Annotated in this window: 17 protein-coding genes and 4 pseudogenes; 8 read left to right on the forward strand and 13 right to left on the reverse strand. The window is 59.3% G+C overall.

Annotation, left to right across the window (positions count from 1 at the left end):
- The first annotated feature begins 142 nt into the window (after positions 1 to 142).
- Positions 143 to 748 carry a TetR/AcrR family transcriptional regulator gene (locus AC0L8G_RS19395; protein WP_473385823.1) on the forward strand — a complete coding sequence of 202 codons (606 nt, stop codon included), beginning with the start codon at positions 143 to 145 and terminating at the stop codon, positions 746 to 748.
- Positions 749 to 750: 2 nt separating this feature from the next.
- Here the strand turns inward: AC0L8G_RS19395 and AC0L8G_RS19400 are convergent, their stop codons facing one another.
- From AC0L8G_RS19400 to AC0L8G_RS19440, 9 genes and pseudogenes are all read right to left on the reverse strand, one after another.
- Positions 751 to 2,133, reverse strand: coding sequence for a sodium-dependent transporter (locus AC0L8G_RS19400; RefSeq protein WP_473385824.1), 1,383 nt, complete (start codon positions 2,131 to 2,133; stop codon positions 751 to 753).
- Between the two features lie 5 nt (positions 2,134 to 2,138).
- The gene (locus AC0L8G_RS19405) at positions 2,139 to 2,741 is read right to left on the reverse strand and encodes a sarcosine oxidase subunit gamma (RefSeq protein WP_473385825.1); all 603 of its coding nucleotides are present in this window, start codon (positions 2,739 to 2,741) and stop codon (positions 2,139 to 2,141) included.
- Positions 2,734 to 5,733: a sarcosine oxidase subunit alpha family protein gene (locus AC0L8G_RS19410; RefSeq protein WP_473385826.1), complete on the reverse strand. Its 3,000-nt coding sequence runs from the start codon at positions 5,731 to 5,733 to the stop codon at positions 2,734 to 2,736. Before AC0L8G_RS19410 ends, AC0L8G_RS19405 begins: the two co-directional genes overlap by 8 nt.
- A 2-nt stretch (positions 5,734 to 5,735) precedes the next feature.
- Positions 5,736 to 6,023, reverse strand: a complete 288-nt coding sequence (locus AC0L8G_RS19415; RefSeq protein WP_473385827.1) for a sarcosine oxidase subunit delta — start codon at positions 6,021 to 6,023, stop codon at positions 5,736 to 5,738.
- Positions 6,024 to 6,032: 9 nt separating this feature from the next.
- Positions 6,033 to 7,279 (reverse strand): annotated as a pseudogene (locus AC0L8G_RS19420) (sarcosine oxidase subunit beta family protein).
- A 311-nt stretch (positions 7,280 to 7,590) separates the two neighbouring features.
- A pseudogene (locus AC0L8G_RS19425) lies at positions 7,591 to 8,813 on the reverse strand (alpha-hydroxy acid oxidase).
- Between the two features lie 76 nt (positions 8,814 to 8,889).
- Positions 8,890 to 10,575: a DUF885 domain-containing protein gene (locus tag AC0L8G_RS19430; RefSeq protein ID WP_473385828.1), complete on the reverse strand. Its 1,686-nt coding sequence runs from the start codon at positions 10,573 to 10,575 to the stop codon at positions 8,890 to 8,892.
- A gap of 30 nt (positions 10,576 to 10,605) precedes the next feature.
- A complete protein-coding gene (locus AC0L8G_RS19435) occupies positions 10,606 to 11,463 on the reverse strand; it encodes an alpha/beta hydrolase (RefSeq protein WP_473385829.1) in 858 nt (285 codons plus the stop codon).
- A 34-nt stretch (positions 11,464 to 11,497) separates the two neighbouring features.
- Positions 11,498 to 12,037 carry a TetR/AcrR family transcriptional regulator gene (locus AC0L8G_RS19440; RefSeq protein WP_473385830.1) on the reverse strand — a complete coding sequence of 180 codons (540 nt, stop codon included), beginning with the start codon at positions 12,035 to 12,037 and terminating at the stop codon, positions 11,498 to 11,500.
- A gap of 383 nt (positions 12,038 to 12,420) precedes the next feature.
- Between AC0L8G_RS19440 and AC0L8G_RS19445 the strand changes: the two genes are divergently transcribed.
- Entirely contained in the window at positions 12,421 to 14,436 is a 2,016-nt protein-coding gene (locus tag AC0L8G_RS19445) for a TonB-dependent receptor (RefSeq protein ID WP_473385831.1), read from the forward strand.
- Positions 14,437 to 14,776: 340 nt separating this feature from the next.
- On the opposite strand, the gene AC0L8G_RS19450 is transcribed toward AC0L8G_RS19445, so the two are convergent.
- Entirely contained in the window at positions 14,777 to 15,442 is a 666-nt protein-coding gene (locus AC0L8G_RS19450) for a hypothetical protein (RefSeq protein ID WP_473385832.1), read from the reverse strand.
- Between the two features lie 280 nt (positions 15,443 to 15,722).
- Here AC0L8G_RS19450 and AC0L8G_RS19455 point away from each other — a divergent pair, with 280 nt between their 5' ends.
- The gene (locus AC0L8G_RS19455) at positions 15,723 to 17,081 is read left to right on the forward strand and encodes a glycosyltransferase family 87 protein (protein WP_473385833.1); all 1,359 of its coding nucleotides are present in this window, start codon (positions 15,723 to 15,725) and stop codon (positions 17,079 to 17,081) included.
- Positions 17,082 to 17,091: 10 nt separating this feature from the next.
- Here AC0L8G_RS19455 and AC0L8G_RS19460 read toward each other — a convergent pair whose 3' ends face one another.
- Complete coding sequence (locus tag AC0L8G_RS19460) at positions 17,092 to 18,888, reverse strand: acyl-CoA dehydrogenase (protein ID WP_473385834.1); 1,797 nt, start codon at positions 18,886 to 18,888, stop codon at positions 17,092 to 17,094.
- Positions 18,889 to 19,361: 473 nt separating this feature from the next.
- Here AC0L8G_RS19460 and AC0L8G_RS19465 point away from each other — a divergent pair, with 473 nt between their 5' ends.
- Complete coding sequence (locus AC0L8G_RS19465; protein ID WP_473385835.1) at positions 19,362 to 20,300, forward strand: hypothetical protein; 939 nt, start codon at positions 19,362 to 19,364, stop codon at positions 20,298 to 20,300.
- 182 nt (positions 20,301 to 20,482) lie between these two features.
- On the opposite strand, the gene AC0L8G_RS19470 is transcribed toward AC0L8G_RS19465, so the two are convergent.
- A complete protein-coding gene (locus AC0L8G_RS19470) occupies positions 20,483 to 21,175 on the reverse strand; it encodes a winged helix-turn-helix transcriptional regulator (protein ID WP_473385836.1) in 693 nt (230 codons plus the stop codon).
- 164 nt (positions 21,176 to 21,339) lie between these two features.
- Between AC0L8G_RS19470 and AC0L8G_RS19475 the strand changes: the two genes are divergently transcribed.
- From AC0L8G_RS19475 to AC0L8G_RS19490, 4 genes and pseudogenes are all read left to right on the forward strand, one after another.
- On the forward strand, positions 21,340 to 21,558 hold the full coding sequence (locus AC0L8G_RS19475) for a hypothetical protein (RefSeq protein WP_473385837.1): 219 nt from the start codon (positions 21,340 to 21,342) through the stop codon (positions 21,556 to 21,558).
- Between the two features lie 28 nt (positions 21,559 to 21,586).
- A pseudogene (locus tag AC0L8G_RS19480) lies at positions 21,587 to 22,649 on the forward strand (class I SAM-dependent methyltransferase).
- Positions 22,650 to 22,721: 72 nt separating this feature from the next.
- Positions 22,722 to 23,671 (forward strand): annotated as a pseudogene (locus tag AC0L8G_RS19485) (L-threonylcarbamoyladenylate synthase).
- Positions 23,672 to 23,872: 201 nt separating this feature from the next.
- On the forward strand, positions 23,873 to 24,805 hold the full coding sequence (locus AC0L8G_RS19490; protein WP_473385838.1) for a collagen-binding domain-containing protein: 933 nt from the start codon (positions 23,873 to 23,875) through the stop codon (positions 24,803 to 24,805).
- Positions 24,806 to 24,852: 47 nt separating this feature from the next.
- Here the strand turns inward: AC0L8G_RS19490 and AC0L8G_RS19495 are convergent, their stop codons facing one another.
- On the reverse strand, positions 24,853 to 25,647 hold the full coding sequence (locus tag AC0L8G_RS19495; protein WP_473385839.1) for a class I SAM-dependent methyltransferase: 795 nt from the start codon (positions 25,645 to 25,647) through the stop codon (positions 24,853 to 24,855).
- Positions 25,648 to 25,855 lie beyond the last annotated feature (208 nt).

Consider the following 25,855-nt stretch of genomic DNA (forward strand, 5'->3'; position numbering starts at 1 on the left):
CGCCTGACGGACAAACCGTCAGGCGTTTTTCATTTTCCTCAACGCCGCCGCAACAAACGGGGCCACAGGCATTTAGTGTTGCAATTTCAACAAAACCCGCCAAAACATGCAAAACTTGAAATTACTGTATGTTGGAGCCCTCATGGCGAACATCACCAAGACAACTCCGGAAGAATGGCTGGAAACAGCCAAGCTCGCGCTCATCAATGACGGCGTTGCCGGGGTCAAGGTCGACCGCCTGGCCAAAACGCTGGGCGTTACCCGCGGCGGCTTCTATCACCATTTTAAAAACCAACAGGACATTATCGACCGGCTTGTTCAACACTGGGTCGAGACGAATGACATGGTGCCCGACGTCAGCGGCCTTGAAAGCTCAAGCGACGCCATACAAAAATTAAACGAACTTACCGAGCGGGTTATTTTCGAAGAGGATTTTTCACCATCTTTCGATCTCGCCATTCGGGAATGGGCGCGCGTCGATGAAAAAATAAAAAAAGTGGTGAACAAGGTCGATGCAAGCCGCATCCGCAGCCTTGTGAAGATATTCTCCACTCTCGGCTGCGATCAGGAAGAAGCCGCAATCCGCGCCCGCGTGTATTATTTTCATCAGATCGGTTTTTACACGATGGGCTATCACACCAAGCAAACGCGCGGCAAACGCCTCAGCACGGCGCCGATCTACATGCGCATCCTGTGCGGCAACCGCTATGTCGAAGCCGTCGATAAAGAAAGCAAGAAGTGGGCGTAACCCTACCCCTTCACGCCGATGAATAATAATATCGCGATCATGGCCGGCGCGAACCATCTAATGATAAGCCGCCAGGCTTTAAACGCCATCCCGTTCGGACGAAGGCTCAATTCTTCGGCCATGCTGTCCCGCGATATGATGTGCCCGGCGAAAATCGAGACGAGCATCCCGCCCAATGGCAGGCCGACATTGGACGTAAAGCTGTCCACCAGATCAAACATGGTCGCCTCCTGGTAATGAGGCAGGAAAGACAGCGGATGAAAGTCCGCTGCAATGTTGGAAGAGAAAACCGTGGGCAGCCCCGCAAGCCAGCATAGCCCCGCGGCGATGGATGCGGTGCGCGGACGCGGCCATCCCCGCTCCTCTCCCCACGACACCAATACTTCAAACAGCGCGATAGACGACGTCAACGCCGCCACCGCAAGCAGGGTGAAAAATGCACTCGCCGCAAAGCCGCCGACGCCAAGCCCGGAAAAAGCGGCGGGCAAAGTGACAAAGACAAGCCCGGGCCCCTCCGTCGGAGAAAGACCGTAAGCAAAAACAAACGGGAAAACAGCAACGCCCGCAATTAATGCAACGCCCGTATCAGCAAAGGCGATAATCACCGAAGTGGACGGAATTTTGACGCTCTTTTGCAAATATGCGCCATAGGTCATCATCGCCGCCATGCCGACGCCGACGGAAAAGAACGCTTGCCCGATAGCGTTCACAAAGGTGAGCGCTGTGACTTTGGAAAAATCCGGTTTGAAAAGGAACGACAGACCGCGCGCCGCATCGCCCGCAATGATGCCATAGGCGGCAAGCAGCAATAAAAGAACGAACAAGAGCGGCATCAGGATCGTCACCGCCGTTTCAATGCCCTTTTTCAGACCTTGCGAAACAATCGCCGCATTGAGCCCCAGAAAAATCGTCTGCCAGAATATCAACAGAAGCGGATTATCCAGCAGGCGCGCAAAAGCATCGCTCGACGCGCTCCCGTCTATATTGCTCAACGCGCCGGTTGCCCCAAGCATTATGTAATGCATCGTCCAGCCGCCGATAACGCTGTAATAAGAAAGAATAAGGAACGAGCACAACATGGCGACGCCCCCTGCAATCGCCCATAATGGCGAAGCCTTCTGGCTCAGCGCGACCGCCTTCATCGTCGCGGCAGGCGTTTTGCCGCCGCGCCGCCCGATGGCGAGCTCCCCCATGACAATCGGCACGCCGATTAAAATCACGCAAACCAAATAGATGAGCACGAACGCGCCGCCGCCGTTTTCTCCGGCGAGATAGGGAAAGCGCCATATATTGCCAAGCCCGACAGAAAAACCGATCGTCGCCAAAACAAAAACCAGCCGCGAGGACCAGCTTTGGTGAACATCACCGGACAAACTTGGCGCCATTACACTTAAGCTCCTGTTTTTTTGTTTACCTGAAGCGCTTCGCACGCACTGCTCAACATGCGCCACGCATAGGCGGCATAAGGCTGATCGACGATCACGCGATATGTCGGGGCTTCATTGCATTGCTGAATGAAAACGCGAATTTCTCCCAGCAAGGATTGCGCGCATTGCCCGGCCGAGAAATTGCGGGGATGCAGGTCAAGCGGGCAAAGCGCAGCCAAAACATCGCGCGCGATGGGCTGGGAAAGCTGGAACGCTGTGTTCGCATGGGTCAGCGATAACAACAATCCGCCTTGCGCCTTCGCATTCTCACGCACCGCCGCGCATTTCTGATCAAGATTGGCTTCCTCGCCAAGCAACAGCCATTCGCCCGGCGCCAACCAAGCCAGATCGACACCGTCGGCGGAGGCAAACGAATTGGGCGTCTTTGGAAATGGCGAACCAAAAATCGTTTTCAATTCGCTCATGAGAGAAGGCGCGTCGCCTTTGACGAAAATCTTGGCGACGCCAAGAAAGGTTTCCTGACGCAAGTTCACATTGTCGATGAAAACTGGCGGCGTCGACAAGACGCGCCCCAGCGGCGGCGGTTTTCGTTCTAGTCTAGCCATTCACGCGCGCTCCTTCCTTGTCATAAACGCACGGGTCGGTAATGCGCGCCCGGCGTGAAACGCCGCGATCCCAGACTTTCACCTGCTCTCCGAGCCGGCGGCGCCCGTTTTCAATCACCGCCAACGCCAATGGCATGTCAAGCGTTGCGGAAAAAACACTCGACGTAACCCAGCCTTGCGTCAATGCCGGCGGATCGGCTTCAAGCGGAAGAATATGCGCGCCAATGGCGAGCGGACGCTTGTCGCTGTCTACGCATTCTATGCCGACAAAATGCCGGCGATCTTCACGCAGCCCTTCCTGCGTCATGGTGGAGCGCCGGCCGATAAAGTCGTCAGCCTTGCGGGCGATCACTTCTTTGAAGCCGATATCCTGGGGCAAGGTCGTGCCGTCCGTATCGGACCCGACATGCAGGAAGCCTTTTTCGATACGGAGCGCCATCAGCGTTTCAATGCCGAAAGGTTGAATGTCGAATTCTTTCCCGGCGTCGAGAAGCGCATTCCAGAGCGAAGCGCCATACCCCCATGGCACGGCAAGCTCGTAAGAAAGCTCGCCGGAAAAACTCACACGCTGAACGCGGCACTCAACGCCCTCAAATTTGCCTTCGCGCATATGCATATGCGCAAACGCCTCAGATGAGAAATCAATCGTGCTGTCGAATTTCTGAAGCAAGTCCCGCGCATGCGGCCCGTTCACATTCATCACGGCCCAAGCGGTTGTCACATTCTCCACAACGACATCGAGATTGCGCCACTCGCATTGCAGCCATTCGTTCATCTGCTCGGTTATATGCTCGACGCCGCCGCTCGTAGTCCCCACGAGATAATGATTTGGCGCGAGGCAAGCCAGAACGCCGTCATCAATCACGACGCCATATTCGTTCAGCATAAGGCCGTAGCGGCAACGGTTCGGTTTTAGTGTTTTCATGTTGTTCACATAAAACCGGTTCAGGAAGATCGCCGCATCGCGGCCGAAGACTTCAATCTTGCCAAGCGGCGAAGCCTCAAAAAGCCCGACGCCATTGCGCACGCTCAGGGCTTCCCGCCGAATGGCCGCGCTTTCCGTCTCGCCATTGCGCGCATAGTAGGCCGGTCTGCGCCACCGGCCGTAATCTTCAAAATGCGCGCCAAGTTTCTGATGGTGCTGCTCAGCGGCGAGCAAACGCAACGGCAATAAATTTTCACCGACGCGACGCCCTGCAAAGGCGCCCATTTCGACAGGATCGTAGGGCGGCCGGAAAGTTGTCGTCCCGACTTGCGCCATCGGCTTGCCGAGCTCGCTCTCCATGACGCCGATGCCGTTGACATTGGATGTCTTGCCCTGATCGGAGGCCATGCCGAGCGTCGTATATCGTTTGACATGCTCTACAGACTTGAAATTTTCGCGAATGGCGAGGCCAACGTCTTCCGCCGTTACGTCATTCTGAAAATCCACCCAGGATTTTCCACGGCGCCGGGGCTCAATCCCCGACATGTCGACCCGCCAAAGCGGCCGGACCGCGCCTGCCTCGCTCTTATTGACTTCCGGCACAAGCAAATCCGGCGCATTAAAGCCGCAATCGCGGGCAGCGTTCGCGCCTTCGCGCGCCGCATCGGCAAGGCTTTTCGCGAGTGAAAACTCCCCCGCCGCAGCGCCGATGCAAACGACATTCTGCCCGCATTCGCGCGGGACGAAAGCCTGAAGCGCGTCATCGAATTTCAGCTTGCCGCCCGCCTGTGAATAAAGGTGAACCGCGGGCGACCAACCGCCGGAGGAGAGAACTGCATCGCACTCGACCAGGCGGCGGCTTCCCTTTACCGCGCGCGCGCGTTCATCGATTGCATGCAATTCCGCCTGCCGGACGCCTTTCGCCCCCGCCGCATTGGTGACCGCCGTCTGCGCAAAGACGGGAATATTTTGAACATGCGCCGCCATGCGCGCATGCTCGGAAGCGCTTTGACGGGCATCGGCAATGGCGACAACATTCACGCCAAGGCGATGCAACAAAGCTGCGTTTTCATATCCGCTGTCATTATTGACGGCGAAAAGCACATTCTGGCCCGGCGCAGCAGCGTATCGTCCGGCATAGGCCGCGCCAGCGCCCGCAAGCATAACGCCCGGCCGGTCGTTATTGGGAAAGACAAGCGGGCGTTCAAGGGCGCCGGTCGCCAGAATGACGCGCCGCGCGCGCACATTCCACATGCGCATACGCGGGCCGCGCCGCTGTTCCCGCGGCAAATGATCGGTCAGACGTTCGCACAATCCCACAAGTCCGTGGTCGTAGAAGCCAAAAGCCATCGTCCGGTTTAGCAAGGTCGTTTCCGGCGCCGCCTTGAGTTCGCCGACAACGCCGTCAATCCATGCCGCGCCCGGCTCGCCGTCGATCCGCTCATCGCGCCAAAGCAGCGAGCCGCCCCATAAGGGATCGCTTTCCACCAGCATCACCCGCGCGCCGGAACGCGACGCCGCCTGAGCCGCCTGCAATCCCACAACACCGCCGCCGATAATCAGCACATCACAGGACTCATAACGCGCATCATATTCATCCGCGTCGGGCGCGTCCGGGCAAACGCCAAGGCCGGCGGAGCTGCGAATGGCCGGCTCAAACAAGCGCCAGTCAGGCCACATGAATGTCTTGTAGTAAAAGGCGGCGGGTATAAAACGGGACAAAAGAGAGTTGACCGACAAAAGATCGAAGGCGAGGCTCGGCCAGGCATTCACCGGCTGCGCCTCCATGCCGTCATACAGCTCCACAACCGGCGCTTTCGCGTTCGGACGTGCAAATCCGCCCCTGTCAAGTTGAACCAGCGCATTTGGCTCATCCAGCCCAGCGGCGAGAAGCCCGCGCGGGCGATGATATTTAAAGCTGCGCCCGACAACGCCGACCCCATTCGCCAGCAAAGCAGAGGCAAGCGTGTCGCCTTCATACCCCTCATAAGGCGCGCCCTCAAAAGAGAAACGCAGGGCCTTGCGGCGATCTATCCGCCCCCCGGTTTTTAGCCTAAATCCGCTCATTGTTATTCCGCCCCTTCTAGTTGCGGCGGCGTTTCATCCATGCCGTAGACAGCCAGAATTTCATGGGTGACCGTGCTGCGCGCGACATTGAACCACTGGCGGCAGCCATGTTTGTGCATCCAGCGTTCATAGTGAACGCCTTTCGGGTTCTGGCGGTAATAGAGATATTCCGCCCACTGCCTTTCGGAAACCTCGTTATAAGGCTCGGGCCGCACGATATGCCCTTCTCCGCCGCAGCGAAACTCGACCTCGGCTCGCGGGCCGCAATGTGGACATGTTATTTGAAGCATATCCGCCCTCTAATGCGCGATGCCGGCGCCGGCCGCTTCGTCTATGAGCGCGCCCGTTTCAAACCGTTTCAAACTGAATGCCGCCGTCAAAGGATGCGGCTCATCCCTTGCAATCGTATGCGCATAACAAAAACCCGCTCCCGGAATGGCCTTGAAACCGCCCGTGCCCCAGCCGCAATTGAGATAAAGCCCTCGAACCGGCGACAGCCCGACCACCGGGGTTGAATCATGCATTACATCAACGACGCCGGCCCATTGCCGCAAAATGCGCATGCGCGAAAACCGGGGAAACAACTCTAGAACACTCGTCGCCGTGCTTTTCATTACCGGCAGATCTCCGCGCTGCGCATAAGACGGGTAAAGATCCAGCTCCGAGCCCATGACAAGCTCGCCCTTATCCGACTGGCTGAGATAAACTCCAAGCCCCATGGACAGGAGAACCGTGTCGAGCACCGGCTTAACCGGTTCGGACACGCATGCCTGAAGCGCATATGAAATAATCGGCAGGCGAAAGCCCGCTTTTTCCGCCAGAACGGAGGTGTGTCCGGCGACGGCGAGCGCAACCTTGTTCGTCTTGATGTCGCCGCGGCTGGTTCTGACGCCGGTGACGCGACCGTCTTCAATGTCGAAGCCCGTCACTTCGCAGTTCTGGATAATATCGACTCCGCGCGCACTTGCCGCCCGCGCATAACCCCACGCCACCGCATCATGGCGCGCAACGCCGCCGCGTTTTTGCAAAAGCCCGGCCATTACCGGAAAGCGCGGCGCATCGCTGAGAATGGGAATGCGCTTCCTGACTTCCCCGGCGTCGCACAATTGCGCATCGACGCCGTTCAGCAGCATCGCGTTCACCGCCCGTTGCAACAACTCAACGCTGTGACGGTCATGCGCGAGAGTCCACATGCCGCGCTGCGAGAACATGATGTTGTAGTTCAGATCCTTGGTGAGGCCTTCATAAAGCTTGAGTGAAAAATCGTAAAATGACGCTGACTGAGGAAAAAGTAATTGGACCGAATAACAGTCGTGTTGCGCCCTGTGTTGCCGCCTCCGATCCAGCCCTTTTCAAGCACGGCGATGTTTGTCAGCCCGTGTTCCTTTGCGAGGTAATAAGCCGCCGCAAGGCCGTGCCCGCCGCCACCGATGATAACGGCGTCGTATTCAGCTTTGGGCTCGGGGTCGCGCCAAGCCGGCTCCCATCCTTTCTGTTTATTGAACCCTTCCCGCAGCAGCGAGAGGGCCGAATAATGTCGCGTCAAGTTTCCAGACTCCTATGAAGGGGGCTTTTAATACACTACTGTATTTATGAGAGCAACACAAAACGACGGCGATTTCTGAAACAATTCCGCACTTTAAGCCGGAAAAATGGGGGGCAGAATCCCATCGGGATACTTGTTTCAAGCACCCTCGCCATGAGGGCGGCGCGCAGTCCGGGCGCCCAAAGCAATAGGCGGCGCTTCATGACAAAATCATCAACGCCCCACGCGGTCATTTTGGCCGGCCACCCAACACCGGCCAGCCCAGCATCTGCGCGCACATTATTTTGCCCGGCTTTTAATTCCCTGCCGGTTCAACGCCCCTTACCGGCATTTCCTTTTTCCCAATTTCCCGCTTGTTTGACACGGGCAAGATAGTCGATGTCAGAGGCGGTGATATCGCCAATCCGCGCGCGGCCCATAAGCGCCATGCCGCGTTCGATTTCAGAACGAAAAATCGACAGAACGCGCGCCACGCCCGCCTCTCCTCCCGCCGCCAGGCCGTACAGATATGGCCGGCCAATCGAGCACCCGTCAGCGCCGAGCGCGATCGCCTTTAACACATGGGTCCCGCGCCGCACGCCCCCATCGACGATGAGTTGCGCCCGCTCCTGGATGCAATCGCGTATCGAGGGCAGATAGTCGATAGGGGCGCCGACGCCGTCCAATTGCCGCCCGCCATGGTTCGACACCATGACAGCGTCCGCCCCGCACTCAACCGCCTTTAAACAATCGTCAGGCGCCGAAACGCCCTTTACCGCCAGCTTTCCGGTCCACTGGCTGCGCAGCCACTCCAGATCCTTCCAGTTTGCAGTCCAGTCGAACTGATTATTGACATAGTCGATGACACTGACGCCGCCCCGATTGAGGTCGCCGACATAGTCGACAATATTGGCGAGCTTGAACGAAGGGTTGCGCAGCGCCCCCATGAGCCAGCGCGGGTGAGCCGCAAAACTGAGCATGCTGCCCAGTGCGAAACGCGGGGGCATCACCATGCCGCTGCGCAGATCGCGCTCGCGATTTCCAGCAACCGCCGTATCGGTCGTGAGGCACAGCGCGCCATATCCGCTTTCCGCCGCGCGCTCCAGCAACGCCTTGGTCAATCCCCGGTCCCGAAAAAGATAAAGCTGGAAGTAGCGCATCGCTCCCGTCTCTGCGACCGTCTCGATCGAGGCGGTCGCCATCGTCGATAATCCGTATGGCGTCTGCGCCGCTTTCGCCGCGCGGGCGACAGCGCGCTCGCCCGACGCATGAAACAATTGAGACATACCGGTCGGCGACAACATCAGCGGCAGGGATGAAGGGAATCCCAAAGTTCAGCGCTGGTATCGACTGCGCTAACATCGACCAGCGTATGCTGCGCCAGCACCCAGTCGTTAAACGCCTCGGAATTGCGGCGGAGCGTCCATTCATCGTCGGCGCCGCCTTGCAGATAATCGCGCAGCGCCAGCGGCAATGCACGGTCCGCCAACCGCCCCATCTCTGCAATATTAAAGACCTGCGCCAGGTTTGCGCCGCCAATCATGGCCGCAACCATAACCGCGCAAACGCATGAGCAGGCTGGCTATCGCCCGCCTCATTCACGGCTGGTTCCTTTTCCTGCGCGTCTCATATCAGCCGGCGGCATATTCCCGCTCCCAAATTTTCGTCAGGTCGTCCAGAACTGGCAAAGTGACAGGCCCCGCAGCCATCAAGGAGTCGTGGAAGCTGCGCAGATCAAAGCGATCGCCAAGAGATTGTTCGGCGCGCGATCTCAACTCACAAAACTTCAAATTGCCAAGCTGATAACTCAGAGCCTGAGCCGGAAAAGAAATATACCGGTCAACCTCGGCTTCGATCGTTGGAAGCGGGATCGCCAACTTGTCGGACATAAAGTCTATGGCCTGTCGCCGGCTCCACCCTTTCGCGTGAATTCCGGTGTCCACCACCAGGCGACACGCCCGCCACATCTCCGTGTCTAACCGGCCATAACGCTTCTCGTTGCTGTCATAGAGCCCCATCTCTTCGCCAAGCCGTTCACAATATAACGCCCAACCTTCCAGACAGGCCGTGTATTTGAGCGCGCCATGCCGCCTGAATGCAGGCAGGCTTTCCATCTCCTGCATAAGCGCGACATGCATCAGATGGCCCGGCCACGCCTCATGCAGCGCTATCGCGGTGTAAAGATATGACGGCAGCTTTGACGGCGTGGATGTCACCCAATGCACCCCGGCGGCTGACTTGTCGGCCGGATTGGGCTGCGCATAGGCTGGCGGCATGCTTTCCGAAACAGCGGCCGGAATGCTGCGCACACCATAGGTGGCGCGTGGCACGCGGCCAAAAAAATCCGGTATCTTCGCGTCAATGCGCTTGGACAGAATTTCAATCTGTTCGCGCAACGCCTCGGCGCTGTCGGCCACCATTGTTTTATCTGACGTGATGCGGCGGCGATAGCCTTCAAGATCATCCTCATATCCGGCCGCAGCAGCGACCGCCCGCATCTCCGACGTAATGCGTTCAACTTCCGCAAACCCAATTTCATGAATTTCAGACGCCGTATGCGTTAGCGTGGTATGCGACTCAATGAGAAAACCATAATACGCCTCACCTGAGACATCATCCGTACACGCAATGCTGTCGCGACCGCCCTCATGAAGACGGCCGCCTATGAAGTCCGCATATTCTCTCAAGGCCGGCAGCACGCTATCCGCAATGAGGCGGCGGGCTTGTTCCGCCAGCTCCTTATAGCGCCCGGCCGCTCGCGCAAAGGGTCCGTAATAGGCGCTCTCCTCAACGGGGCGGACGGCGAGCGCATTGATGTTGTCGGACGCCCGTTTGGTTGTGAGCCGCGGATAAGACAGCCCCTGCTCCAGCCCCGCCTCCAGCGACTCCCGAACGCCAGCCAGTCCGGGCGCTATTAACTTCAGTCTCTCGACATATCGCTCTGCATCCTTGGCTGCGTTGAGCGATATGGCGCCAGCCCAATACTCAAACATGAATTCAGGCCCGGCTGGAAACAGGGTCGGGCGCAGATGCGCCTTGACCTCAACCATGCGTATGAAATTACCAAGCTCGCGCCGTAGCAAGGCATTGGTGGCGCGGCTCTGATCGTCGAGCTCTGCAACGTCTAACCGGTCAAGTTCACGCAAAGATTCACGCGCCCATTCGGCCCGCCGCTCGTGATCTTTCGGGCTCTCACGCAAAAACGCGTCATCGGGCATTTGCGCGCCAGCGAAGAAAGCGACCAGCGGAAATTCACGGCACTGAAACTCCCAATACCGCCCGCAAATCTCACGCAGCGCATCTTCTGACTCCGACATGACGATCACCTTTTCTTATGCAACAGACAGTTACCAGCCGCCGAGCGCAAACCCGAGACCGCGTGCGATCGCCGAAGGAATCACCGAGCCGTGTCCCTCCCCCTCGAACACAACATGTTCGAGTTCATACAGACCGGTATTGCGAAGCTCCTCAGAAATTTCACGAGCCGCATCGACCATTCGCGACCGCGCAACGAGCGCTTGCATATCGGCCAGGTTCATTCCGGCCGCCGCCTCTGTCGGCGGCTCCTGCTCCGTTCCGCCGACGCTGACGAACACGCGCGGCTGTTTGGCCAGCCCGCCGAGCATTTCCTTGAACGCCGGCAACTGGCGCATGACTGCGAAATCGTCCCACCACAAAGCGGGACTGCTGGCCAGAAAGACGTCAAAAGCGTCGGGACGCGTCAGCAAAGCATGCATTACGAACAGTCCGCCCAAAGAGTGGCCGAAGAGCATCCGCGCGCCCCTCGCCGCCTGCGGACAGCGGCGCGTCACCTCATCGGTCAACGGACCAGCCAGAAAAGCCAGAAAAGCGTCCGCGCCGCCGCTTTGGTCTCCGATCAAGCCAGCCATCGACGCCGCCACCTTGACCGCCTCCAGACTTTGCGGCGGCGTCAGGTCCGGCGTTCGCCTTTGGGCGAATTCCAGAAACGGAAGACCGTAGCCGACAGCTACGACCACCGGCTGTGACAACCCGCCATAGCCGCGATAACGCGCCGTTTCGGCGACAAGGCTGAACAACATATCGCCGTCGGTAACGTAGATTACCGGCGTCTCTTCATCTGCGCTGAAATTGTCGGGGCGCGCAATGCTGACCGCCAGGTTGCCCTGTCCATTCGGGTGGGGCAATTCGAATTGCTCGACTGCGGCTGACGTTAAAAGGCTCATCTTCTCTCCATGAGATATACTTCGCCTACTGAATTTAGTCGGCTCCGCTGGCATCGCCCACATAGCCGGCGCTGATCGCTAATCCGGCGGCCAGCGTCTCTGCATGCAGGACCGGGTCGGCTTCTTTATCCACCAAAATTATATATGCGGCGCCGGCCTCCATTTGACAGTGGATCCGGGCGGTCTGCTCAAGCCCGAGCGGGAGCGTGATCTCTCCCTTAGCGCAGATTGCTTGCAGGCTTTTCTCGAAATAATCATACGTCAAATCGTAGGCTTCCTTGGAGCCCGGCGGATTTTCCGCGTTCATGAGTTGAGAGGCGGTAAACTCCAACGACACGCGCATGCGCCTGCGGCGACGGTCATCACCAAGCAGCGATGTCAGATAAGCGCGCGACAATCCGGTATATTGCGACCAACTTTCAGCCGGCTCAGGCGAGCGGAGCGGATCGAAAGTGCAAGCCGCGACGACCAGTTCGTCACGAGTTTTGAAATGCACGTAAAGCGCACCCATGCTGACTCCGGCCCGCTCGCAAACATCGCGCGTGGAAGTTGCGCTGACTCCCTTTTCCAGCATGCACTCCAGCGCAGATTGCGCGATTAGATCGCGTTGCGATTCCATATATTCCTGATCGCGCTTCGGCATTCCTCTCTCCACTCACTCGATCGCCACCGCCAACCGGCATAGCAAATTCGGCTTGACGCATATAAAAAACGAGCGCATGCTTTTTTTAAATCGATTTCAGTAGTGTCGCAAGAGGAGAATGAGGGGATGCTTCAAAAAAATCACAGAAAGAACGCGGCTTCGCGCTGGGCGCTTATTGGCGTCACCGTCTTCACTATGCCCGCCATCGCTCAAGAATCGCCGTTTCCGGATGACGAGATCATCGTAACGGCGCAAAAGCGGGGGAGCGCCTGACCGACATACCGCTGTCGGTCACGGCTTTGCGAAGCGATGACTTGCAGGACCGGGGGGCCCTTCGCCTTGAGGACTATCAGGCCTATGTGCCGGGGCTTTCCACAATTGCTATTGCGCCGGGCTACACCCAATTGCAGATTCGCGGCGTCACCACCGGCGTGAACCAGCTCTCGGCGACCGTGGGCTCCTATTTCGATGATGCGCCCACCAATTCAAGCACGGCGACGGCTTTAGGCAATCGCCTGACGCCTGACCCGGATCTTCTCGACATCGCCCGGATCGAAGTGCTTCGCGGGCCGCAAGGCACGCTGTACGGCGCAAACGCCCTTGGCGGCGTCGTCCGCTACGTTCTTGAACAACCGAGCCTTACCGAGAGCGGCGGCGCAGTCCAGCTTGGCGTCTCCACTGTCGAGCATGGCGATGTCGGCTATCTGGCGCGCGGCGCATACAGCACGCCATTGCTGGACGAAACTCTGGGCTTCCGCCTGAGCGGTTTTTATACTGAGGATCCGGGTTACATCGACAATGTCGCCGCCGGACGCGACAACATAAACAAGTCCACGAACTGGGGCGGGCGCGCGGCCCTTTTGTGGGAGCCTGCGCCGGACTTCTCAGCATCATGGTCAAGCCTTTTCCAGCGGCGCGAGACAGACGGCTTTGCATCTGAAACCGTTTTCTCACCCGGTCTGGAGCCGACCACTGGCGAATACAACCAGACCCGCGCGACCGATGAATTCATAAACACCGATTACCAACTGCACGCCCTTACGCTGAACTTAAAACTCGGCTTTGCAGATCTTGTGTCGGCGACGAGCTTCGGCCGCCAGAAAACCAGCATATCGTCTGACGTCACCGATCTCTTCGGCCCCCTCCTCATGGTCCCGGCCGTATCGCTGCCATTCGAGAACGATCTCAAGAAATTCACGCAGGAAGTGCGTCTGGTGTCATCTGGCGATGGGCTTGTCGATTATGTCGTCGGCGCATTTTACACCAATGAGGACGTGACCAACTTCAACGGCGCCATCGCATTCCTGGCGCCCGGCGAACCGGCGCCGGCCCCCATCAACCCTCTCCTCGCCGCATCAATCGACAGCAAATATGAAGAGATCGCCGCATTCGCCAACGCCACCTTCGATCTTTCCGGTCGCTTTAGCCTGCAAGTCGGCGGGCGCTTCAGCCACAATGAACAGGAATTCCGGCAGATCATTGACGGGGCTCTGTTCGGCGCGCTGGCAGGCTCGACCTTTTCGGGAACTTCGAAAGAGAACGCGGCGACATTCGCTGTCTCGCCCCAATACCGGATCACACCGGAGCTTAACATCTACGCGCGCGTCGCCAGCGGCTTCAGGCCGGGCGGAACCAATCTCGTACCGCCGGGCGGCACCGGTATCGTGAACCCCGCCTATGGCTCAGACTCGCTCATGAATTATGAAGCGGGCCTCAAAGCCAATCTGCTGGATCGCCGTCTCGATCTGGCGGTTGCGGCCTTTCTCATTGATTGGGACGACATCCAAACCACTGCGCAACTCGCCGGGTTCAACTACCTGATAAATGGCGGCCGCGCGCGCAGCAAAGGCGTCGAAGCCGAAGCGCACTGGAACGCCGACGGGCTGAGCGTCGGCGCCAATCTAAGCTATACGGACGCCATCACGCGCGATCCCATCGCCTCGGTCGGCGCGCAAGCGGGCGACGACCTGCCCTATACGCCGCATTGGTCCGGGGCGCTAGTCATCGATTACACCATGCCTCTAACCCCCGATTGGAATGCAAGCTTCGGCGGCGGCGTGCGCTATACGGGAGAGCGTCAAGCCTATTATTCTCTTCCCACAGCCGCCAATCCCGGCGGCCTCGCGCTCTTGGAGATGGCGACGCTCGATCTGAGAGCCGGACTGAACCACGGCGCTTACACGCTGAACTTCTATGTCCAGAACATCACCGACGAACGCGATATTGTCGCCGTGCAAACCGATGCCGCCAACCCGCTGACCGGCGCCGGCGCTATGGCCAATATCGCGCGTCCCCGGACGATTGGCCTTGTGCTGAACATCGGATTTTAAACAAAAGCGGCTGAACGGAAACGGGAAGGCTTGCGCATGATGGCGCGCGCCTTCCCCTTCAAAACGGCGATTAACTCGTTGCGTCAGGACTTCACCTGCGCGCCTCTCGCGAGCACCAAGCGAAGCTGGCCGAGATATTTATTTCAATGAGATCGATACAAGGCGTTGCACTCTTCGGGAGGCAGGGGCCGGAGGTTCGAATCCTCTCACTCCGACCATTTCATCTCGCACTTACAGTCAATGCGTTTTGGCGCTGTGTTTTGGCACTGTGTTTCGCCGCGGATCCGCGCGCGAAAAAAAGGGCCCCGAAGGGCCCTTTGCATGTGCGGTTCCGGAGCGTTCAGTTTTTGCGCGCGCCGCGGCGGAACACGCCGCCCATCATGCCGATCCCGCCCAGCATGAGCAGACCGGCGGCCGGCAGCGGCGTTTCCAGCACCGGATCCATATCGCCGGCGTCATTGTCGAGAAAAGAAAACCCGTCAAAGGCGCCGACATATCGCCGGTTGGTTCCCGAATAGTTGGCGTAATAGGTGTAGTCGGTCGCCAGCGCAGTTGTGCCGCTCGCGAAAAACGCCATCAACGCAGCTTCGGTAAGCGGCCCGCTCAGGGAAATCGCGCCGGGCTCGGCTGCAAACAAAAACGACACGTTTCGGATGTTGATATTGTTGAACGGAATGCCGTCGTCGCTGATGGTGAAATACACGCCGACGCCAAAGGCGGGGGATTTGCCATAGGCGGTGCGGCTGCTCGAATAGAATGTCGACATGGTGACTGAATCGAACGCGCCCACATAACCGTCTATCGAGTAGGACGCGGAAATGATTCCATCGTCATCATATTCAAGATCGAGCAGCAGGGGCGCGCCCGCCGCCGTGGTGAAGTCGTCATACTGACCTGAAATTTTGTGAATGGCTTCGATGCTCAGCGTCGCCGCCTGCGCCGGGGAAAGCAACGCCCCCGCCGCCATCATGACCGCTGCGCCAATAGCGGTTACTAACTTACTCATACTCCGATCGCTCCTTCATAGGTTAAGGATGACGGCCGGCGGCTTTATGCGCGCCAGCAGACCACCCGCCTCTCTGTTAGGGACATGCTTGCGCGAAATCGGCGTCATCAAAATTGATGACGCCGGCGCGTGGTTGAATTTTTCAACGCGCCGCGATGCTCGCCTATGCGCACGCTTTATTGTTGCGTGCTGGCGCCCCGCGCCATGCCGGCGGTTGTTCGCCAGATGTTTGACCTGCATAGTCAACTGGGCCGGAGCCTTTGCTCCGGGGGAGAACAGCATGCCAAAAGCGACGCCGTTGCGCTTACCGTTGACGATTGCTTATGCGGTGCTGGCTGTGTTTGCAGCGGTCGGAACGCTCTACGCCATTCGCAACGGCATGGAAGCGACGCGCCCTTATTTTCACGGATCGGATTTCCGCCTGTTGTGGCTGTCCGGCACGATCTGGCTCGACGGGATCAGTCCTTATGACGGCGTGTTCGCAGACTATTACAAAAAACACTTCTCATTTCTGCAAGACGTGCCGCAGGGGCATTTCTGGGTCTATCCGCCCCATTGGTTCGCGCTGACCGCGCCGCTGTCCTTGATCGGCTATCATCAGGCGCATGCGCTGTGGACCGGCCTGAGCATTGGCTGTCTCGCGCTGTCGTCATGGCTGGTCGCGAGCGCAGTGATTGACGACCGGCGCCTGGCGCTGATGGCCGCCGCCGCCGCCTATATCGCCCTCACCATCTCGCAGATGACCGCTCTTGCGCTGACCTTTGGCCAGACCATGCCGCTAATCTCGGTCGGGGTTGCGCTGATTATCCATGGCATGGCGCGCGAGCGGCGCGCCGCGATCATCATCGGCCTGTTGATCCTGTCATTGAAACCGCAATTCGGCGTGGTGTTCGCCGCCATGGTCTTCGCGCATCCGAAATATTGGACAAGCGTCGCCATCGCCGGCGCGATCGGCGCATTGCTGCTGGCGCCGCCCTTGCTGATCGCCGGCGTGGGCGAAACCATTACAGGCTTCGTTCATAATCTCGGCGCCTATGCGGACTCCGCGCTTGAACCGCTTTTGCCGATCAACCAGACCGGGCCCGCGCAATTTTATTATCGCGCCACCGGCGAGATGATTCCCGGCTGGCTTTTATATGGCGCCCTTATCGCCGCCGCCGGCGCACTCGCCTTTGCATCACGTCAACGCGCAGCCGGGCCGGAAGCGAAAACCTATTTATGGATACTCGCCATCGCCGTGACCATGCTGTTCGCGCCGCTGCATCATTACGATCTCATGTTCGGCCTGTTGGCGACGCCGCTGATCATCGCGCTTGCAGCGCGGCGCGGGGTGACGCTGATCGACGCCGGGCTCGCCTTGCTTCTGGTGATGATGTGGCGCGGCAAGAATTTCAACGCGGCCCTTGGGGTGCCGAATATTATCGAGGAAGGCTTGTTTGACGCGTCGCTGATGATGACCGTGCTGAGCGCCGCCTTCGCCGCGACCGCATTCGCCGGATGGAAGCTCGCCTTGAAAGGCCGCCCGCAACCGGACAGCCTGCTGGCGCCGATATTCGCCCGTCTGCCGCAAAACGATTTTTTCCGCGTCTTGCAGCATGGGGACCGGTCTTTCACCGCCCTTGCGGGCAAGACCGGATAAGCCCGGCGCCTTACGCGCTCAATTGCGCCGGATCGAGGCGCGCAAGCGCGTCCGCGCCGGCGGTGATCGCATCGGTCAGCGCCACCGCTTCGGTGAGATAATTGTCAGCGAAGAAGCGCGCCATTGCGATCTTGGTTTCGCAGTAATCCTTGTCGCCGCCTTCGTGAATCTCCAGCGCCGCGGCGAGCGCGGCTTTGCCGAGATAATGACCGCCCGCGACATTGCCGAATTGTTTCAGATAAGGCGTCGCCCCGGCCAGCACATCCGTCTGATCCGTCTTCGCCTTGTCCAGCAGCCAGTCCGTCGACGCCGCCAGCGCCTGCGCCGCCGCAAGCAAGCGCTCGCCAATATGATGCAGCTCTTCGCGCTTGGCGGCCTTCAGCAGCGTCGCCTGATTTTGAACATCGGCGATGAAACTTTTCGCCGCCGCGCCGCCATCGCCCTGTAATTTGCGGCCCACAAGATCCATCGCCTGAATGCCGTTGGTGCCTTCATAGATCGCAGCGATGCGCGCATCGCGCAAATGCTGCGCCGCGCCGGTTTCCTCGATATAGCCCATGCCCCCATGCACCTGCACGCCAAGCGAGGCGACTTCATTGGCGCGGTCGGTCGCCCAGCCTTTCGAGATCGGCGTCAGCAATTCCTCCAGCGCCTTGGCTTCCGCGCGCGTCTTGTCGTCGGGCGCGGCGTGCGACAGATCATAGGCGACGGCGTTGGCGTAACAGATCGCGCGCGAGGCGTCGGTCAGCGCCTTCATGGAATAGAGCATGCGGCGCACATCGGGATGTTCATAGATTGCGATCATGTCGCCGGATTTTACGCCGGGCGCGCGGCCCTGTTTTCTGTCCTGCGCATAGGCAAGCGCGCGCTGATAGGCGCGCTCCGCGACGCCGACCCCTTGCATGCCCACATCGAGGCGCGCGGAGTTCATCATCACGAACATGTTTTTAAGGCCTTTATTCTCCGCGCCGAGCAGCGTGCCGTAGCACTCGCCGCGATCGCCGAACGCCATCACGCAAGTGGGCGAGCCATGCAGGCCCATTTTTTCTTCAAGCTTGATGCAATGGGCGTCGTTGCGTTCACCCAGCGAGCCATCGGCGTTGACATGAAATTTCGGCACAAGAAACATCGAAATGCCGCCTGTCCCCGCCGGGGCGTCAGGCAGGCGCGCCAGCACCAGATGGACAATATTGTCCGTCATGTCGTGATCGCCATAGGTGATGAAAATCTTCTGCCCACTGATCTTGTAACGACCATCCCCGACCGGCTCGGCCTTGGCGCGGATCGCGGACAAATCCGACCCGGCGGATGGCTCGGTCAGATTCATGGTCGCCGTCCATTCGCCGGTGATCATTTTTTCAAGATAGGTTTTCTTTTGCTCATCCGTCGCCGCATGCAGCACCGCCTTCACGGCGCCGGTGGTCAGCGTCGTGCCGATGGCGAAACTCATACAGGCGCCGTTCAGCGCATCGACCAGCATCGTCGCCAGCGTCGCGGGCAAGCCCTGTCCGCCCGCCTCTTCGGGGAAAGCCAGCGACGACCAGCCGCCTTCGACATATTGCGCATAGGCTTCCTTGAAGCCGGGGGTTGTTCTGACAATCCCGTTTTCAAGCGTTGCGCCATTGCGGTCGCTTTCCTCATTGAGGGGCGCGATCACGCCGTCGCAGAATTTTCCCATTTCCTCGATGATCGCCGCGACCAGATCGTCAGACAATTCCGGGAAGGCGCCGGACTGTTCGAGCGCGCCAAAGCCCGCCGCATGATCGAGGATAAAGCGCATATCGCGCGTGGGGGTTTTGAAGGTCATGGCTCGCTCCGTTTGTTGGCGCTCTTATGGCCCATTGCGACCGGATTTCGTAGAGGCAAATGCAGGTAAACAGGCCGCGGCAAAGCGATAGCCCAAACAAGCGGGGGCTGCATTATCGCCGGGTGGCGGTGGCTATCAGCGCTGAAAGTATCTTGTTGCCCCCCAATCCTTCAATATAGAAGCAGCTTTGTGCAATCTGTCTTGCCGTTGCAAACTGCCTATCCCTGAGGAATACTCTTGAGCTGAAACGGGGCGGGTATGGCGAATTCAAAAAAACCACAAACGATGTTGAATCCTTTGGCGGGCGCGTCGTTGGCGAGGTCAAAATTATTTCGCGCACGCATGTAAGTGGTCATGCGCCGGCTGGAAGGCATACGAGCGGCGCCATTTACTCCAGCACTTCAGAAGAGACGCAGTTCTTTCTCAAACTGTTAGGCGGCAACGGCCGCGAACGCGAGGTTCGTGTACCCGGCGTGCTTGGCGTCACCGCTGGTCATGCGGTGGGTGTCGCCGAATTGCGCGGCCGGGCGGTGGTGGTGCATAATCAAACAACAGACAAAGTCACTTGGTGGCCACGCCTCGTAAAAAGAAACACTAAGCCTCGTGACTACAGATCCATGGGATGGCTTTTAAGGCTGCTGTTGTTCGCCGCGATGATTGCGGCCGTGTTTATCGGAAAGGCGGCTTTTTCAAAATACGCTGGGCGGGAAATTTCTGAGACTATTTTTATTCAAAAGGAAATTTTAGCCAGCGAGTTTGAGACTTGTGCTGCCCCGCTTATCGGCGTGTATCATGGAAAGCTCGCGGCTCTCCAGGCCGATGCAAAAACTCGACAGCTGGACTCATCGTGTTCATATAGCTTCGAACAGCCTTATGATCCTTCTGATGCAAAAGTCTTTTCCGAAAATCTTATCGACAGCTATTTTGGCCTTAGCCGGAATAGCACCCCAAAAGAAAATGACACAAAGGCGCTGGTGCTTGGCGCGGCCTATTGTGGTTTTTCCATTCCGCGCTCGTATGATTTAGCGTTCGCCGAAAATGAGCTTTCCTACAGACTGGAAAACCCCCGCCAACGGTCAGATTCGGCTTTTGCCGACAGCTTAGCGTACACGAACCGCCGTATCGAACTGCTGAAAGAGATGGACAGGGATCTCAATAACCTCTGCAGCGCCGAGTATTCTGCGGCTCAGAATGCCTGGCCGGTTATCGACCAGCAATCAGGACGCCTTTTGTCGGTCGGAAGAATACTACTCGTCGCATCACCATTCGCAATTGTAGTGCTTGTCATTCTATACCTCACATCTCAAATCCGTGCAGCATGGAAGCGCAGACAGCATATCCGCAGGACAATCGAATTTGCTAAGTCCTTAGCGGAAATCAAAGCGACCGGCGCCACTGCTATGGGAGCCTGACGGAGCACTACTCACTTTGCGTATCTGCTTCTAACCTCAATCCAAGGCGCAGACAGCTTCAATCTCACCCTGACGCGCCGTTTTAAACTACGCGACTAATCGGCGACCGCGACAAATCCATCGTCGCGGTCGGTATTATCTCTACCAGGAAGAATTGCGACTTTTTTGCCGATACGCGAATGCTAGTCATCGCCGGGCGGCGGCGCGTCGCAGACATCGGCATAATCGACGCAGCGCAGCCATGAATTCACCGTACGCGTCAGATCCGCCGGGCCGACGATTTTCAGATCGCCTTCGCGGATCGCGTCTTTGTAGCTGCGATGACCGAGCCAGCAATCCGTCATCGCGCGCACGGTTGTTGTAAAATACAAATCCACATCGCGGCCGGGATCTTTGATGCAGACATCCACCTTGTCTTTCTGCACCACCAGCCACCAGATCCGGTCCTTGCGCATATCTTCAAATTCAAAACGCAAGGTCGTGTCATCGCCGGGCAGCTTGTCTGTGGCGATGGTGCGTTCGAGATAGAGCATCAACAATTCGACGTCGTAATCCTCGTCAACGAGATGTTCTTTCGCCCAGCGCATGCCCCAGTCGCCAAGGCTCTTGAGCACCGGCCCCAATTCCTCGCAGGCGGGCGTCGGAAAATATTCGTAGGTTTTCTGGCCGGGAATTTTCCGCTTCACGATGAGGCCATGTTCGGTCAGCGATTTTAAGCGGCTGGTCAGCAGCGCCGGTGAAATCGTGCCGAGACCGCGTTGCAGCACATTGAAGCGCCTGCCGCCCACCAAAAGCTCGCGGATGATCAACAGCGTCCAGCGATCGCCGAGCAACTCCGTCGCCTTCGCGATGGGGCAGAACTGGCCGTATTGCATGGGTCTCTCCCTCCCTTGCCTGCCTGGATGCGGGGCCTGCTTCAGATCAGGAAGCGGGTTGCTTCAAAATCTGTAGCGCCAAGCTTCAATCCGTGAAGCAGCCCGCTCCGTTCCGGCCCCCTATGACCGGTTCATCGAAACGAGGCAACCGGAGGAACCCGCACATGGCCGCACATATCCCACAACCCGCCGCTTTCCGGGGCGCGTCCGCGAGCCTTTCCTGGACCACCCCCTGGCTGCAGCGCTTCGCCGGAATCGCGAAGAAGACCGGAATCGCATCCGGCCTCGTGGCTCTCGGCGCGGCGCTGCATGTCGCCTGGCATGTGCTTCCTTTCTTTCAGGCCGCCGCGGCGGGCGGGCTGGTCCTTGCCTGCCATTCATAAAAACCAACAACAGAAAACGGAGAAACCCATGACCATCAATGTGAACCCCACGGAAGTTTTCGCCGGCCAGGTCGTCGGCGATGTGGCCGCCGCCATGTCAGGCGTGCTGACCAGCCTCGGCCACAAGCTCGGCCTTTATCGCGCAATGGCCGGCGCCGGGCCTGTTTCATCGAGGTCGCTGGCCGGAAAGACCGGTCTCGCCGAACGCTATGTGCGCGAATGGCTGAACAACCAGACCGCCGGCGGCTATGTGACCTATGACCCGGCGTCGCAAACCTATGCACTGCCCGATGCGCATATTCCCGTGCTCGCCGATCCCGACAGCCCGGTGTTTTTGATCCCGGCGCTGGAAGTCGCGGCTTCGCTCTGGTTTGACGAAGACAAGATCGCCAACGCATTCCGCACCGGCGACGGCATCGCCTGGGCCGACCATCACGAGCGTCTGTTTTGCGGCACTGAGGCGTTGTTCAAGCCCGGCTATAAAGCGAGCCTCGTCGCCGACTGGATCGGCGCGCTGGACGGCGTTGCGGAAAAACTGCGCGCCGGCGGCAAGGTCGCGGATATTGGCTGCGGTTATGGCGCGTCGGCGGTGCTGATCGCAAAAGCCTTTCCGAAGGCAAGCGTGCATGGCTTCGACAATCACCTTCGCTCTGTAGAAACCTCGCGCAAGCGTGCGAGGCGAGGCGCAGGCCGGAGACAATATCGCTTTCGATGTCGCCACCGCGAAAAACTTTCCGGGCAAGGACTATGATCTCGTCTGCTATATGGATTGCCTGCATGATATGGGCGACCCGCTCGGCGCCGCGCGCCACGCCCATGCTGCGCTGAAGCCCGGCGGTGCGGTTCTGCTGGTGGAGCCCGCCGCAGCCGACGCGGTCGAGGACAACATCAATCCGGTGAGCCGGCTTTACTACGCGGCGTCCACATGTGTGTGCACGCCCTGTTCGAAATCGCAGGAAGTGGGAGCCGCGCTTGGCGCGCAGGCCGGTCCCGGCCGCCTGTCGTCGCTCCTGAAAGAAGCGGGCTTTGCAAGCGTGCGCGTCGCGGCGCAAACCCCCTTCAACATCATCCTCGAAGCCCGCAAGGCCTGAGCGCGCTTTAAGGGGGGACAAAACGGCGCGTCCTCTATGATTGAGGGCGCGCCGCCTGCTATAGGGGCCGCCATGACCGCGCCCGACCACAAAAACATTGAAGACGCCGCCCGCATCATTCGCGATGGCGGGCTTGTGGCCATGCCGACCGAGACCGTCTACGGCCTCGCCGCCGACGCCACCAATGACAAGGCGGTCGCGCGCATTTTCGAAGCCAAAGGCCGCCCGCAATTCAATCCGCTGATCATTCATGTGGCGGGCCCCGAGATGGCGGCGCGTAATGTGGAGATTTCACCGCTCGCGGAAAAACTGATGGCCGCATTCTGGCCCGGCCCGCTGACGCTCGTTCTGCCGCGCAAGCAGGACAGCGATGTTTCCCTGCTGGTTTCCGCCGGGCTCGACACCATTGGCGTCCGCATGCCCCGCCATGACCTCGCGCAAGCGCTGATCAAATCGGTAGACCGCCCGCTGGCGGCGCCCAGCGCCAATCGCTCGGGGACCATCAGCCCGACCCGCGCAGAACATGTGCGCGACTCCTCGGCGCCCGCGTCGACATGATCCTTGATGGCGGCCCCTGCCCCATCGGCGTTGAATCCGCGATTGTGAAAGTCGAAAATGATGTTGCGACGCTGTTGCGACCCGGCGGGATTGCGCGCGAGACAATAGAGCGCGTCATCGGCGCGCCGCTTTCATCCGCCCACGGAAAAATCGAGGCGCCGGGCATGATGTCCAGCCATTACGCGCCCGATGCAAAGATGCGCCTGAATGCGCGCGAGCAGAAACCTGGCGAAGCCTATCTCGGTTTCGGCGCAATCGCTGGCGAAGGCCCTGCTGCACTGAATTTAAGCGATAAAGGCGACATTACCGAGGCCGCCGCCAATCTGTTCGCCCATTTGCGCGCCCTCGACCGGCTTGCGCAAAGCCACGGCCTCAACACCATCGCCGCCGCGCCGATCCCCATGGAAGGATTGGGCGAAGCGATCAATGACCGTCTCGCCCGCGCCGCCGCGCCGCGCGGCTGAACACCCTGCCGAAAAATTCGCGCATCGCGCGCGGCCTCGCCGCCGCACCGCCTTGAAGTTGCAATCGCCGGCGCGCCAGCCAGTGAAGACCATAACCTTTGCGCAAATGCCGCGCTGCAAGGCTTGCCGGATGGCGGATTTTTTGCAATGCAGCAAGCGCCGGTGAAATTGCACCGGATTGTCCAGTTCAAAGAGCTCAAAATGATCCATATTTCCCCATCCTCATCCCGCATCCTCGCCGCCGCTTCCGCCGCCATGCTCGCGGCGTTCGGTCTTGAGACAGGCGCCAGCGCCGCGCCGGTGCAGGCCGCCGAACTGATGGGCGAATACAATCTGATCGTTCTGGGCGACGCCACCGCAAGCTCTGAGACCGAAGGCACGGTCTATGTCGGCGGCGACCTGACCGGCGCCGGCCCTTACGGCGTCAATCCCGATAACCTGACCGCGAGCTCGCTTGGCGGCGCGCTGGTGGTGGGCGGCGACCTTAAAGGCGAGGTTCGCCTGTTTTCCGGCGCCGCCGCAATCGGCGGATCGATCACCGGCACGCTCCATAATAATGGCGGCGGCGCGGTCACCGAAGGCGCCAGCATCGACACTGCGTCGGTCGCCAGCGCGGCCCTCGCGCTCTCTGCAGAGCTCGGCGCGATGTCCGATTCCGGCGGCTCGATCACCGGCGGTCAGAACGCCGTGTTCAATTCCGTCGCAGGCCCGGACGGCGTTGCGGTGTTCAACATTGACGGCGCATTCTTCAGCGGAATCTCCAGCCTCAATTTTAACACCGGCGGCTTGACCACGGTCATCAATGTCGCCGGCGACCTGATCACGCTGGGCAATGGCTTCAACTTCAACGGCTCGTTTCCGACTGTCATTTTCAACTTCTATGAAGCCACGTCGCTGACCGTCAGCACCGCCTTCGGCGCCTCGATCCTCGCGCCGCTCGCCGACGCCACGATCAATGGCGGCCGCACCCAAGGCTCGGTTGTGGTCGGCTCTCTGGTCCAGACCGTCGAGATTGACGGCCCGCTATTTGATGGCGAGCTCCCGGTGTCCGAAGTGCCGCTGCCCGCCGGCGCGCTGCTGATGCTGACCGGTCTTGCAGGACTTGGCGCCGCCAAGCGCCGCAAGCGCGCGTAAGGTTTTCACCGCGAGCGCTCAGCGCAAGCCGCGCGTCGCGTAAACGCCTATTCCGGTTTTTTGTATTTGTAGAGAATGCGGTCGGTCATCCGGCGCACTTTGGGGTCGAATATATTCGCCTCATAGTCGTCATCGTCATGGCGCAAAACATCGCTTTCGCCGGTCATGATGAAACCCGCATCATCTGCAAGCTGGCGGATGATCGCCGGATCGATCCGGTGGATCGTATTGCCGATGGCTTTCGGCGATCCCGGCGCCGCCACATGATCGACTACGACAAAAGTCCCGCCGGGCTTGAGGATGCGCATGATTTCCGCAAACGCCGCCGCGTCATCGCCCAGCATTTCGCCGCCCGGCGCATAATAAAGATCATGCGGCCCGAGGATCCAGGTGACGATGTCCATGGCGCCGTCTTGCGCGTCGAGTTCGTCGAACCGGCTCTTTGAAATGCGCACATTGTCGAGCCGCCCGATCACTCGCGCCTCCACAATCTCTTTGACGAAGGCGTCGAAGCTTTCGGGATTTTGCATCACCACCAGCCCGTCAGGGCCGACCATGTAAGAAAGCAGCTCGGTGTAGTAACCGGTGCCGCCCTCCAGCTCGAATACCTGATCGCCCGGGCCGACGCCCATAAAGGCGAGCACATTCGCCGGCTTGCGCATGTCATCATCGGCGCGGTCCTGCGCGGAACGCGCGGGGTTCGCCACCGCCTCCGCCGCCTGCATCGCATTGGCGTCGCTTTGCACCGCCAGTTCCGTCGGCGCGGAATCGCGGGCGCAACCGGCCAGCGCCAGCGTTGCGGCGCCCGCAAGCGCAATGGTTTTCCACTTCGAGGTCAGCATGTTGGCGTTCTCTCCCAAAACGGCCGCTTGTTGACAGTCATTGCCGGCGACTTGTGATCTCGTCGCCCGTTCCCGTCGCGCCTTACTCCAGGCGATTGATAAACGCCTTTCGTGCTTATGGCAAAATCAGATCACCTTAATCATGGATTTCAGCGCGGCTTGCTGGGTGAAGTCGCGCTCGCTACACAAGGCGCAGCAACACTGGGAT

The organism is Hyphococcus sp. D3-15 (assembly GCF_055809375.1).